Annotated in this window: 6 protein-coding genes and 1 pseudogene; 5 read left to right on the top strand and 2 right to left on the bottom strand. The window is 70.1% G+C overall.

The window, feature by feature from the left end:
* A partial coding sequence (locus AOK24_RS06865) for an SGNH/GDSL hydrolase family protein (RefSeq protein WP_055719160.1) occupies positions 1-4,038 on the bottom strand: 4,038 nt, incomplete at its 3' end.
* 388 nt (positions 4,039-4,426) lie between these two features.
* Here AOK24_RS06865 and AOK24_RS52230 point away from each other — a divergent pair.
* Both AOK24_RS52230 and AOK24_RS52630 read left to right on the top strand, forming a co-directional pair.
* A complete protein-coding gene (locus tag AOK24_RS52230) occupies positions 4,427-11,173 on the top strand; it encodes an RHS repeat-associated core domain-containing protein (protein WP_276206823.1) in 6,747 nt (2,248 codons plus the stop codon).
* A 6-nt stretch (positions 11,174-11,179) separates the two neighbouring features.
* On the top strand, positions 11,180-11,701 hold the full coding sequence (locus AOK24_RS52630) for a DUF4259 domain-containing protein (protein ID WP_079056700.1): 522 nt from the start codon (positions 11,180-11,182) through the stop codon (positions 11,699-11,701).
* A 72-nt stretch (positions 11,702-11,773) separates the two neighbouring features.
* Here the strand turns inward: AOK24_RS52630 and AOK24_RS50300 are convergent.
* Positions 11,774-11,968 (bottom strand): annotated as a pseudogene (locus AOK24_RS50300) (site-specific integrase); the annotation flags it as partial.
* A gap of 583 nt (positions 11,969-12,551) precedes the next feature.
* Here AOK24_RS50300 and AOK24_RS06875 point away from each other — a divergent pair.
* The 3 genes from AOK24_RS06875 to AOK24_RS06885 all read left to right on the top strand — a co-directional run.
* Complete coding sequence (locus AOK24_RS06875; RefSeq protein ID WP_055719158.1) at positions 12,552-13,127, top strand: RNA polymerase sigma factor; 576 nt, start codon at positions 12,552-12,554, stop codon at positions 13,125-13,127.
* A complete protein-coding gene (locus AOK24_RS06880) occupies positions 13,124-13,306 on the top strand; it encodes a hypothetical protein (protein WP_055719159.1) in 183 nt (60 codons plus the stop codon). The genes AOK24_RS06875 and AOK24_RS06880 overlap by 4 nt, the downstream gene beginning before the upstream one ends.
* A gap of 273 nt (positions 13,307-13,579) precedes the next feature.
* Positions 13,580-14,089 (top strand): RNA polymerase sigma factor (locus AOK24_RS06885; protein ID WP_107103906.1); only part of this gene is annotated, 510 nt, incomplete at its 3' end.

Below are 14,089 nucleotides of genomic sequence, written 5' to 3' on the forward strand. Positions count from 1 at the left end.
GATCGCCCCCGCCAGAGCCCCGTACCCCGCTGCCGTGAGGTTGACGTGGTCACCGGCGTCGGCCGCGGTGCTCAGGTTCAGCGGGGGTGGGTCCGCTGTGCTCGCCGTGTCCGGTACTCCTACCGCCGCCTCGGTGTCGGCGTAGCTCACCGTGGGGGTGTTGGCGTCGAACTGGTCCGTGATCCAGGTGTTGGTGCCGACCCGGTTCGCGTCGGCCGGTGCCGTGCAGGGGGCGTAGCCGGTGCACGGGGTGAGGGTGGTGAAGACGACCTTGACGCCCCAGCCTCTGAGCTGGGTGCGCAGTAGGTCGTACGCGGCTTCGAGAGCGGTCTCGTCGGTGCCGGAGACGAGGTCCTGGAGGCCCTCGTCGACGACGACCGTGGAGAGGCCGGGCAGGTCGAGGACGTCCCGGTCGAGGCGGGTGAGGACGGCCGGGCCGCCCTGTCCGGGGAGGTCGGTGGCGAGGCGGTTGCCCTCGATGCCGGTGCCGACGGCACCGTACGAGGGACCGGTGAGGGCGTCGGCGAGTCGGGGTGCGCCGAGGACGGCCTTGGTGGCGGCGTCGAAGGGGCTGACGAGGTTGTCGCCGAGGACCGCGACGGTCGGCCGGTTCCCGTCGGTGACGACGTCGATGCCGGTGAGGACGTCCGTGAACGAACCCCAGGTGGTCCCCGTCCCGCTGAACGCCGTGGACGCCGTGTCGGCGGTGTGGTCGCCGGAGCCGACGGCGCTGACGTACATGGTGGTCGCGGCGGCCCAGCTGTGCTGGACGAGGTAGGGCGTGTCGTTCACCAGGTGCAGGCTGACCATGACGCGCTTGCTGGGCGTGGCCGCGTAGCTCACCGGGTCGCTGTAGACCTCGCCGCCGACCGGGATCGTCACCGCCTTGCCGCCGCCGAAGGTGAGGTCGGCCGGCGTCGCGGTGGGGGCCGCGCCGGAGGACTGGGTGGCGAGGGTGGTGTGGTCGATGGTCAGCGGGCTGCGGCCGAGCGCGTTGGACAGCCGGACGCGGATGCTCGACCCGGCGATGCCCGGCGCGGCGGTGACGCGGAACGTCTGGTCCTTGTAGTCGCCGGTCTCGTAGTTGAACGCGCCTTCGTTCGGCGCGCTCCATGCCCCCGTCCAGTGCGCGCCGCCCGGCGCGGCCGTCGTGTCGCGGACCGCCATGCCGAAGATGTGCAGCCCCGGCACGTCGACGCGGGCCGTGTCGGTGAGGTCGGGCAGGGTGACCGAGCTGAGCGCGGCGCCGGCCTTGAGAGGGACGGCGAAGGCGTAGATGTTCGTGGAGCGGGTCTCCTGGGTGCCGTCGGCGTGGTTGCGGTGGGGCAGGGTGAGCGCCGCCAGGGACGGGGAGCCGTACACCCAGTCGGGGACCGTCAGGTGGTACCGCTGGGCGGCGGTGCCGTCGGCGTACGTGACCGTGCCGACCGGGCCGCCGGCCAGGCAGTCCTCGTACTGCCCGTTGCCGAGCGTGCACTCGGTCCCGCCGACGGAGGTGCCGTCGGGCACGGCGGGGCTGGTGACGTCGTCGTCGGCCCGCTGCGAGCCGACGAACCCGTACGTCGAAGACGCGAGGAACACCAACGCCCGCCCGCTGCCGCTCAGTTGAACGGTCTGGTTCGCCGCGAGGACGTTGTCGCCGCCCGTCGCGCCGAAGGAGGGGAGCGTGAACGTGGCGCCGTCCACGGTGACTTTGCCGCCGGGCTGCCAGCCGGCCGCCTTGAGGTCCTGGAGGGAGAAGGTCGCGCCGTTGCCGTCCGCGTCGCCGTCCGCGCGGTGGGCGTCGTCGGTGACAGCCGTGTTGTCGAAGGCCGCCTGGAGGCTCGGGTACGTCGTGCCGGTGTGGCCGAGCGCGGTGAACTGGTACTGCTGCTGCGCCGATACGTTCCCGGCCGCGTCGACCGCGTACACGTACAGGGTGTGGGTGCCGGGGGCGGGCGGGGTGACGGTGACGGTCGCCTTGTTGCCGGAGGCGGTGACGGTCTGGGCCGCCGGGGTGTTCGAGGTCGGCGGGCTGACGTCGAGGCGGTAGAGGAACTTGGCCGCGCTGTCGGTGCTGAGGGTGAAGCGGCCCGCCGTGCCCGCCGCCGTCGTACCCGCCGCGTCCTCGGGGTAGAGGCTGTCGGCGCTGGTGACGGCCGGGGCGGCCGGGGCGCTCAGGTCGACGGTGAAGTGGCAGGTGGAGGAGGCGCCGCTGGTGTCCTTGCCGTCGCTCGCGGTGACGTTCCAGTTGACGGTGTCCCCGCTCCTGAGCCCGCTCATGAACGCGGACGACAGTTGCTTCGGCGCGTTCGTGCCGCTGGCGACCGTCGCGCTGGCCGTCATGGTCGCGCTCCCGCTGCCTACCCAGTACTTGTACGTCGCCGCGAGGGCGTCCTTGTCGCCGTCGCTCACCACGGAGTTGAGGGTCGGCGGGGTCGTCGCGAGGGTCTTGCCGATCACCGGGTACGGCGCCGTCGTGCCGCAACCCGCCGAGTGCGTACCGAACTTGGCGGCGAGGCCGGTGGGCTTGGCCGGGACGTGGTTGTACTCGACGGACATCGAGGGGTTGTTCGCGAACCGCTTGAAGTAGGTGCCGTCGCCGCTGCCCTCCTGGCTGTTCACCAGCGCGAAGGTCCAGCTCGACGCCTTCGCGGCGGCCAGCTTGGCGATCGTCGAGGTGACGGAGAAGCCGCCCGAGGGCTCGCTGGAGCAGGCCGGGCCGAAGCTCTTGCTGCCCAAGTAGGTAGACAGGGCAGGCCTGTTGGACCAGGTGGTGCCGGATCCGATCGCGCCCGTGAGGTACAGCTTCACGTCGGAGGAGAGGCTGCAACTCGCCGAGTAGTTCTCCTTGGCGTCGACGGTCGCGGCGACGATGTGCGTGCCCCACACGGCCGAGGGGATCGCGAGCTGGAAGTACGAGCGCTCCACGCCGATGCAGCCCGACCAGCTGTTGTAGCCGACGCCGGGGTCGCCGTACTGGGTGGAGTCGTAGTTCTTCGCGGAGGGGCAGCCCTGCTGGGTCTCGATGTAGTGCTGCTTGGCGCCGCTCGCGTAGTGGGGGTTCCAGGTGGGGTCGATGTAGACCGGGTAGCGGGTCGAGGCGCCGGTGAGGAGGGTCCGGTCGGGGGTGAGGGAGAGGGTGGAGCCGGTGACGTCGTCGGTGACGTGGGCGACCTGGGCGCCGGGGGCGGGGCCGGTGGCCGTGGCGGCCGTGCCCGAGTCGCCGGTCTCGGCCAGGAGTTGGGGCTTGACGGTACTCGTACTCGTCGAGTCCCACATCAGCGGCTGTGGCGCGCTGAACATCACCTGGCCGTTCGGCGTGGCCGCCTGGAGGTTGTCGTGGCCGTCGTCGGTGACCGTCAATCCGGTGGTGTGCGTGGTGAGTTGGAGCGTCGCCAGAGCGGGGTTCGCGGCGGCGGTCGCGGTCTTGACGACGATCAGCTCCGAGAAGCCGCCGGTCGTGTCGGCCGTGAGTCGCAGGTCGACGTCCTGGAGGACGTCAGGGTAGGTGATCGTCGCGCCCGACACGGTCGGCGTGGGCAGGGACGTCGGCCAGGAGAAGGCGAGTTGGGCGGTGCCGCTGGTCATGGTGACGAGGGGACCGGTGCCCCCGCCGGAGAAGGTGAGCGGCTCGGCGGAGGCGATGGGGCTGTAGCCGCCGGTGCCGGCGCGCAGGGTGGCGTCGACCGGGACCCAGGCGCCGTTCTGCCGGACGCGGGCCGGCAGGAGGCTGCTCGTCCAGGTGACCGTGCCCGACGGGTTGGCCTGCGCGGTGGAGGTCTCGGTGGTGAGCGCGTCGACGGTGACCGGGCTGCCGCTCGCTGACGCCTTCGCCTGGGCCGCGGCCAGCGCGGATGCCTGGGCCGACGTCAACCCCGAGTCGTCGGGCGGGAGTTGCGTACCGGCCGGGCCGTCGGGGCGGGAGGCGGTGAGCGGCGGGGCCGGGACACCGGGCGAAGAGGCGGCGCTGTCGGCCGTAGCCGGGGCGGCTGTCAGGCCCACCGCGATCAGTGGTGCGAGAAGCGCCAGGGTCACGGCTCTTCGTATGTCGGGCATGCGGATTTCCCCCCGGCCGGGCGAGTGCGTGTGATGCGCTCACCCTAGGGAGAAGTCTTTTCTTATTTCGGTCGATAAGGGGCGGACGGTTACCGCATTCCCGATCCTTTGAGTTCGCTTTGAGCTCTTTGGTATATGCGCGCATTCTCTTTATTCGTTCCTTAACCTCCCCATCTGTGGCGTCGGTTAGCTTCACGGGGCCTTCACTAGGGGATGGGGATATCAGGTGACTCGCGGCACGAGGTTGGTTCGAAATTTCGGAAGAATTGGCAGACGCAGATCCACGGCCCGGATCTGGCTGATTCTCACGACGACGCTCGCCCTGCTCCTCTCTCTTTCCGCCACCCAGACCGCGCTCGCGGCGGCCACGCCCGCCCCCGGTCGCCTGGTGAAGCCCCAGAAGGACCGCTCGGTCCCGGTCACCCCGGTCCACGGACACGCCGTCCCCGCGCCCCGCATGCCGTCCTGGAACCCGAAGACCGCCGAGACGGCCTTGCCGACGGCCGCAGCCGCCGACACCACCCTCGCCGCGAATTCCCGCGCCGGCCGCCTCCCCGTCACCGTCACCCCGACGGGTCCGCGCCATGCTCCCGCCACGACGAAGCTCCACATCTCCCTCCCCGGCGCGCAGGCGGCCCGGAAGCTGGGCCTGCCCGGCGTCCTGGTCGCCGTCCAGCCCAAGAGCGCCACCCCGGGCGGCAGCGCCCAAGTCGCCCTGGACTACTCGGCGTTCAAGGACGCGTACGGCGGTGACTGGGCCACCCGCCTGCGCCTCGTCCAGCTCCCCGCCTGCGCCCTGACCACGCCGACCGCCCCTCGCTGCCGTACCCGCACCCCGCTGCCCTCGGCCAACGACGCGCGCCACGAGCAGGTCACCGCGACCGTCCAGGTGCCCCGCACGACCGCGTCCCCCATGGTGCTGGCGGCCGTCGCCGGGACGGCGGGTGGCGGCGGAAGCTACGCGGCCACCTCCCTGGCCCCCTCCGGGCAGTGGTCGGCCGGCGGCTCCAGCGGCGCGTTCAGCTACTCGTACCCCGTCCCCGTCCCGGACGTCCCGGGCAGCCTCGCCCCGAGCGTCTCCCTCGACTACAGCTCCCAGGCCGTGGACGGGCGGACCTCCTCCACCAACGCCCAGTCCTCCTGGATCGGCGACGGCTGGGACTACGCGCCCGGCTTCGTCGAGCGCGGCTACGCCTCGTGCGCCGACGACACCGCGAACGGCACCCCGAAGACCTCCGACGAGTGCTGGTCGGACGACGCCGACACGCTCACCCTGTCCCTCAACGGCTCCTCCAACACCCTCGTCCGCGACGACGCCACCGGCACCTGGCACCCGCAGGACGACAACGGCGAGAAGATCCAGGTCAGGACCGACACCGTCAACGGCGACAACGACAACGAGTACTTCGTCGTCACCACCGCCGACGGCACCCAGTACTACTTCGGCCTCAACCGCCTCCCCGGCTGGACCACCGGCGCCGCCACCACGAACTCCGTGTTCACCGCCCCCGTCTACGGCAACGACACCGGCGAACCCTGCCACGCCGCGACCTTCGCCGCCTCCTGGTGCCAGCAGGGCTACCGCTGGAACCTCGACTACACCGTCGACCCGCACGGCAACGCCATCAGCTACTGGTACACCCCGGAGACCGGCTACTACGGCCGCGACAACGCGACCACCCCCACGCCCTACACGCGCTCCGGCTACCTCGCGAAGATCCAGTACGGCCAGCTCGCCGGGAAGGTCTACGACACCGCGTCCCCGGCCGCCGCCCAGGTCCTCTTCGACACCGCCGAACGCTGCCTGCCCGACGCGAACTTCGACTGCGCGCCCGCCAAGATGACGGCCGCCAACGCCACCCACTGGCCCGACGTCCCCGTCGACCAGGTCTGCCCGTCCACCGGCACCTGCGACAACCACGGCCCCGCGTTCTTCAGCAGCCGCCGCCTCACCGGCATCCGCACCCAGACGCTCGTCGCCGGCGCCTACACGGACGTCGACGCCTGGACGCTCGCCCACACCTTCCCGGCCACCGGGGACACCACCACCCCGGCCCTGTGGCTGTCGTCCATCACCCGCACCGGCAAGGACGGCGGCAGCCTCGCCCTGCCCCCCATCACGTTCACCGGACAGGCCCTCGCCAACCGCGTCGACGGACTCGACGGCTACCAGCCGATCACCCGCTACCGGATCACCAAGGTCACCACCGAGTCCGGCGGCACCACCACCGTCAACTACACGGGCCCCCAGTGCCACCGCACCGGCACGCCCGTCCTCCCCTCGGCCGCCGACACCAACACCCTGCGCTGCTACCCCCAGTACTGGACCCCGCCGGGCCAGACCTCGCCCCAGCTCGACTGGTTCAACAAGTTCGTCGTCACCTCCGTCACCCAGCAGGACCCGACGGGCGGCGGCCTGCCCGTCCAGACCACCTACAGCTACCTCGGCGACCCCGCCTGGCACTACAACGACGACTCCCTCACCCAGGCCAAGTACCGCACCTGGAACCAGTGGCGCGGCTACGGGAAGGTCGAGACCCGCACCGGCACCTCGCCCGGCACGCTCACCCTCTCCCGGCAGACCTACTTCCGGGGCATGGACGGCGACAAGACGTCCACCGGCACCCGCACCGCGAGCCTCGACGCCGCGATCGGCGGCGACACCCAGAAGGACTCCGACTGGCTGACCGGCCAGGTCTTCGAGACCCAGTCCTACGACGGCGACGGCGGCGCGCTCCTCTCCGACGGCGTCACCGACCCCTGGACCTCGGCGGCGACGGCCACCCAGACCCGTACGAAGACCGGCCTGGACCCGCTCGTCGCCCGCCGCACCAACATGCAGCGCGCCCGCAGCGTGACCACGAAGGCCGACGGCACCAAGCAGACCACCGAGATCGACTACACCCTCGACCCCGCGACCGGCCTGCCCACCGCCGTCGACGACCAGGGCGACACCTCCACCACGGCCGACGACACCTGCACCCGCACCTGGTACGCCAAGGACGCCGCCGGCGCGACCCTGCCCGCACCCCGCCGGGTCCAGGAGGTCGCCGTCGACTGCGCGGCCACCCCCACCTACCCGAAGGACCTGGTCAGCGACGACCTCACCTTCTTCGACGGCTCCACGGACAACACCGCGCCGCCCACCAAGGGCGACGTGACGATGGTCCAGAAGGCCGACTCGGTCGCCGCCGACGGCACCCCGCACTACATCACCGCGCTGAAGACCGGCTACGACTCCTACGGCCGCGAACACACCGAGACCGACGCGGACGGCCGTACCACCACGACCGACTTCACCCCGGCGACCGGCGCCTCACCCACCTCCGTCAAGATCACCCGCCCCCAGGTCACCGGCCAGACCGCCGCCTTCACCACGACCTCCACCCTCGACCCCGCACGCGGCACCGACCTGAGGACCACGGACGCGGCGGGCTACGCGACCAACAGCACCTACGACCCGCTGGGCCGCCTCACCGCCGTATGGAACCCCGGGTTCGCCACCACCGCGAACCCCAACACCAAGTACGCCTACGACCTGAACCCGGGCGCCCCTTCGACGGTCACCACCCAGAGCCTCCAGGACGACAACACCTACCGGACGTCCATCTCCCTCTACGACGCGCTGCTGCGTCCGCGCGAGACGCAGACGGCGACCGTGGACGGCGGCCGGGTCATCACCGACACGGTGTACGACTCCCACGGCTGGGCGGTCAGCGCCTCCGCGCCGTACTACAACACCGGCGCGCCCTCCGGGACCCTGGTGGACGCCGCCGACAACCAGACGCCGTCCCAGACCGGCACGGTCTACGACGGCGCGGGCCGGGCCACGGCCTCCATCGCCTACCACTTCGCCACCGAGACCTGGCGCACCACGACCGCCTACCCCGGCTCGGACCGGGTGGACGTCACACCCCCCGCAGGTACTACCCCGACGACGACCTACACGGACGCGCGAGGCCGCCTGTCCAAGCTCCTGCGCTACCACGGGACTACCCCCACAGGGGTAGCGGACACCGTCACCTACACGTATGACGCGGCGGGCCACCAGACCGGCCAGGACGACGGCCAGGGCCACGTCTGGAGCAGCGGCTACGACCTCCTCGGCCGCCGCACCACCCAGACCGACCCCGACACGGGCACCTCGACCTCGGCGTACGACAACGCGGGCCAGCTCCTGTCCACCACGGATGCCCGGCACAAGACGATCGGCTACCAGTACGACGAACTGGGCCGCAAGAAGGCCGAGTTCGACCTCACCGGCGGCGCCGACCCGTCCACCGCGAACGAGCTCGCCTCCTGGACGTACGACACCCTCAAGAAGGACCGGCCCACCTCCTCCACCCGCTACGTCGGCGGCACCTCGGGCGCGGCGTACACGAAGAAGGTCCTCGGCTACGACAGCCACGGCTGGGTCCAGGGCACCCAGCTGGTGATCCCCTCGACGGAGGGCGCACTCGCCGGGAACTACACGACGTCCAACCACTACAAGCTCACGGGCACCCTTTCGGAGTACTCCGAAGGTCTCCCGACGACGGTCACCCTTCCGGGGGAGACCGTCAGCTACACCTACGACAAATACGCGCGCCCCATCGCCGTCGCGGGTGACATCAACGGCTGGGAGTACGTCCGGGACCTGAAGTACACCGAGTTCGACGAACCCTCCCAGTTCACCTACGGGACCGACGGCAACTTCACCCAGCAGACCCTGGCGTACGACGACCAGACCCACCGCCTGACCGGCTCCACCCTCACCACCAAGTCCGGCGCGGCGATCTCCGACCAGACGAAGTACTCCTACCAGCCCTCCGGCAACATCACGAAGATCACCGACAAGCTGGAGACCGGCGCCACCGACACCCAGTGCTACTCCTACGACTGGGCGCAGCGCCTCAGCGCGGCCTGGACGGCGAAGGACGACTGCGCGGGAGCACCCGGCGCGGCCACGGTGGGCGGACCCTCGCCGTACTGGCAGAGCTGGACGTACGACGCGACCGGCGCCCGCCTCACCCAGACCGACCACGACACCGCCGGCTCCTCGGACACGACGGCGACGTACACGCCGTTCGCGGCCGGCAAGGGCCCCGCGCACGCGGTCTCCCAGGTCACCCGGACCGGCGCGACGGACTCGACGGTCAACACGTACGGGTACGACGCCGCCGGCAACGCCACCACCCGCACGACCCGCGCCGGCACCGACACCCTCACGTACGACGACGAGGGCGACCTCTCCGAGCTGTCCTCGACCGGGACGGCCGCCGACACGACCTACCAGTACGACGCCGACGGCACCCTCCTGCTGCGCCGGAGCCCCGACGCGACGACCCTCTACGCCGGCGACGAGGAACTCACCCTCAAGAAGGGCGCCACCAGCGCCGACGGGCTCCGGTACATCTCCATCGCCGGACAGACGGTCGCCACCCACTCCTCCGACGGCCACTTCACGTACCTGATCCCCGACCACCAGGGCACCGGCACCCTCGCCGTCGACTCCCAGACCCAGGCCGTCACCCGGCGCCAGTACAAGCCCTTCGGGGAGGCCCGGGACCAGACCGGAGCCTGGGTCGGACAGCGTGGGTTCGTCGGAGGCGCGCAGGACGACAACACGGGGCTGACGAATCTCGGCGCACGGGAGTACGACCCGTCCATCGGGCGGTTCCTGAGTCCCGACCCCGTGCTGGACAGCGGGGCGCCGCAGACCTGGAACGCGTACGACTACGCCGCCGACTCCCCGGTCACCCTCTCCGACCCCTCCGGGCTCTGCCCCGCCGACCTGTGCGGCATCGGGTACCCCATCGGGGGTACGGGCACGGGTCCCGACAACCCCGTCCGCTACATCACCGACGGTCCCGTCGACCCGGGCGGCCCCAACCACGCCACCTGCCACCACGGACGCTGCTCCGACGGGCACGCCTATGGGGCAAGCGGCGGGAACATCAGCAAGAAGACCTACGACCCGCAGGCCGAGGCCCGCGCCATCGCCCGCGCGAAATCCACCGCCGACGCCGCCGCAGCCGCCGCCAAGAAGCAGGTCACCGGTCTCAAGCACCAGCTCCTGAACCTCGTCGCCGACGTCCTCGGTGTCACCGACGCCTACAACTGCTTCACCAAGGGCGACGTCATGGGCTGCCTCAACACGGCCCTCACCGCCGTCCCCTGGGGCAAAGCGTTCAAGGCCATCAAGGTCGGAGTCGAAGCCTTCAAGATCTGGCGCCAGCTCGACCGGGCGTACACAGCCGTCAAGGACGCCGAGGAAGCGGCCCGGGTCGCGGAGGACGCCGCCCGCAGCGAGCGGGCGATGGCCGACGCGGAACGGGCCGAGAGCGCGGGGGGTGACGCGGAGGCCGCCGCGAGCTGCGAGGTCCACAGCTTCACCCCCACGACACCGGTCCGCCTCGCCGACGGCACATCGAAACCGATCAGCACGATCAAGGCGGGCGACAAGGTCCTGGCCACCGACCCCCAGACAGGCACGACCTCACCCGAACCGGTCCAGAAAGTCATCGTCACCCACAACGACCACGACTTCACGATCCTGACACTGGCCGTGGTGCCGGTCCGGGGCCCGCCCTCCTCCGACAACACCTCGGGCACGCCCCAGACCCTGACGACCACCTGGCACCACCCCTTCTGGGACGCCGGCCACCAGCACTGGACCGACGCCCACGACCTGACCCCGGGCACAAAACTCCGCCAGCCCGACGGCTCAGTTGTCGTGGTGACCGGAGTGCGGAACATCCACCAGGACGGGATCACCTACGACCTCACCGTCGGGAAACTGCATACGTACTACGTGCTGGCAGGGGCTGCGCCGGTCCTGGTCCACAATTGCAACAAGAATCAAGGTGTCTATATATTCGACGATAAGTCGAAGCCTGGCCACGTGTATATCGGCAAGACCAACAACTTTAACGTTCGGCTGAACAAGCATGCGGACTTGGGCAGGCGAGACCAGGACGGGCCTGTCATTTGCATCCATGTGTGCGGAGATGACACGGCTCTCAGAATCCGAGAGCACATCATGAAGGTTCAGTTCGAAAAAATGGGCTTCAAGCTCAGCAGTGGCATCGAGGGGTTTGGGCGAAACCTCTACAATAAGCGCCAGGCGACTCAGCCTGAGCTCCCGTTCGAGTAGGGCGATATGGGGAAATGGGGATACGGGCCATTCGATAACGATGGCGCTGCGGACTTTGCTGGCGATTTGGATGCCACTCCGCTGTCTAGGCGAATTCAGGCGATCCGAGCTGCCCTCGCCTCGGTGGCGGGCGACAGCAGCCCGCATATCGATGGTGGTAGAGCAGAGCTGGCAATCGCTGCCGCTGCGTTGACAGTCCGAGAGGTTGAGGGTGGAGGTGAATTTCAATCTGCGACATGGGGGCCGAATGGTGAGATTCCGCAGATTCCGAAAGAGCTGATACCCCTGGCGCTCGAAGCGATTTCTCGCCTACTCACCACAAGCAATGACTTGCGGGACGACTGGAGCGTGGAGGAAGAGGGTGCTGAATGGCTTGTGATGCTCCGAAGACTGAAAGCGGTGCTTGACAGAGAAAGCACTACAGGGGTTCCCCTCTCCGCTCCAGGCGCCGAAAGTCAAAAGCAAGGGCCACAGAGGGCTAGACCAGTTGCACATGAGGATGAATCCATCCAGGAAGGTCTTTGGTAATACCTTCAAGGTGGCCATCTGATTATGGAGAATTCGGTAGCCCGGCGAATGCGAGGGTCGTTTGACGGCAACGTCAGCGGGGCGGCCTGCCTTCGGGGTGGTGAAGACGAGCCCGTTGTCCGTCCAGCCCGTTCCTGCCGCCTGGCGCTCTTCCTGCTGTCGTTCCCGGTGGATCTTGAGGGGCCTGATGCACTTGGTGGGGAGGGTGATGCGACGTTCGGAGGCGAGCGTCTTGGTGTTCAGGACGGTCGGGCCCTGGCTGCGGGTACCCCTTCTGGGACCAGACTCCGTGGACCTGACGGTTCGGCCGTTGTGGTGGCCACGGTTGGACGATGCTGCGGGCGCCGGACGTGGTGAAGGTTGTAGGTCGGTTCCGGTGTGCGCACGAGAACCACAGCTCCGGCTCCGGACTTGACGCTGACCTGTGCGAACGTCTCGTCCGCGGGTGGGCCAGTGCCGGCAGGGCTTGCCTGAAGCGGCTCGGCTTCCGACGGCGTGTGCGGAGTCCACGACTTCGGGCGTAGCTGAGCCAGGAGACGTGCTCGACTTTCATTCGTGGAGTCTGGCGAGAGGGCGAATGGATGCCTGATCCTGTGGCCTTCCGCCGGAGGAGTTGGCCTGACGCTTTCGCGAGCATGCGCGGTGAGGTTCAGGGGGGGGCTCCAGCTCCGGGCGCAGTGTCGGATGCTGCTCGTGTGACCCGTTCCACACCCCAACCCCGTGATGCTTTTCGGGCGTTCGTCGCTGGACACAGTGAGGGCCGCGTCGCGGACCGGCGGCCGGTGCGGTCCCACGGGGGTGGGCCGTGCGGTCGTCGCCCTCGGACTTCGGCATCAAACGGGGACTTGTTGTGGGGCAGGGTGGGGAACCCCGGCGTCCTCAGGGGGCGTTCGACGGGGAGCTCGGGGTGGCCGTCGCCCGTGCCCAGGAGGGCGATGAGGGGGCGTTCGGGGTGGTTTATCGGATGGTGCAGCCTGGGTTGCTGGGGTATTTGAGGGGGATTGTGGGGGATGAGGCCGAGGATGTGGCGTCCGAGGCGTGGTTGGAGATTGCTCGGGATCTGGGGAGGTTTCGGGGGGATGGTGCCGGGTTCCGGGGGTGGTCGGCGACCATCGCGCGGCACCGGGCGCTGGATCACCTGCGGCGGATGAGGGCGCGTCCCGTACGGGGCGGTTCGCTGGAGGACGTCGAGCCCGTCGCCCCGCACGACACGTACGACGAGGTCGCCGAGGCGCTGTCGACCGAGCGCGCCCTCACCCTCGTACGGATGCTGCCGCCCGATCAGGCGGAGGCCGTGCTGCTGAGGGTCGTCGTGGGGCTCGACGGGCCTGCTGCCGCCCGTGTGCTGGGTAAGCGGCCCGGGGCCGTACGGACCGCCGCGCATCGTGGACTGCGGCGGCTGGCAAGGGAGTTGGGGATCGAATGACCGATCTGCCCCGGCTGCTCGCCGACGCGTTGGCGCTTCCCGACCCGGACGCGGGGGCGGAGGCCGAGGCGTTGGCCGCGTTCCGGGTGGCGCGGGATTCGGGGGCGCTGCGGGCGCCGACCCGGCGGTGCGACGACTGGCGGCGGGAGGGTGAGGAAGCGTGCGGCGGGGGGTCGTAAGGATGCGCGGACAGGCGACGACCGGGGTCGCCACCCCCCACAGGAGAGACCCCGGCCGTCGTTGTACGGGTCGCGCGGCGGCCCGTGTTCTGTACAGCGTCGGGAGGGCGGTTTCTGTCACACCTGGCCCGGACGCACAGGGGAGCGGCGTGGACGGGGCGCGGATAGAGGTCGTAACGTGCCTTTCGCGCCGGGGTGCGGGGCGGGTGACCGACCGCCTTGTCCAGAATTTCCGTGGCGCGGATCAGACGAACTAGGGACCAGGGTGCCGGGGTGCTGGGGGACGACGCGGAGCTGACTGCCGCGGTGCTCGGTGCGCAGGGCGGGGACGAGGAAGCGTTCCGGGCCGTGTACCGCGCCGTGCACCCTCGGCTGCTCGGATATGTGCGGACCCTGGTGGGGGAGGCGGATGCCGAGGACGTGACGTCCGAGGCGTGGTTGCAGATCGCCCGGGACCTGGAGCGGTTCGACGGGGACGCCGACAGGTTCCGGGGGTGGGCCGCGCGGATCGCACGCAACCGTGCTCTTGATCACATCCGGATGCGGGGGCGCAGGCCCGCCATCGGCGGCGACGAGACCGAGCTGACCGGGCACGCCGCCGCCTCGGACACCGCGGGGGAGGCCATCGAGGCGCTCGCCACCGGCCGTACGCTCTCCCTGATCGCGCGGCTTCCGCAGGACCAGGCCGAGGCCGTCGTCCTGCGGGTCGTGATGGGGCTCGACGCGAAGACCGCCGCCGAGACGCTGGGCAAGCGCCCCGGCGCCGTACGGACCGCCGCGCAT

It is taken from the genome of Streptomyces niveiscabiei (assembly GCF_001419795.1).
GTDB classification, from domain to species: Bacteria; Actinomycetota; Actinomycetes; order Streptomycetales; family Streptomycetaceae; genus Streptomyces; species Streptomyces niveiscabiei.

Coding starts and splice junctions, on each gene's coding strand:
- AOK24_RS52630 (WP_079056700.1), top strand. CDS start 11,180: ATGGGGAAATGGGGATACGGGCCATTCGATAACGATGGCGCTGCGGAC.
- AOK24_RS06880 (WP_055719159.1), top strand. CDS start 13,124: ATGACCGATCTGCCCCGGCTGCTCGCCGACGCGTTGGCGCTTCCCGAC.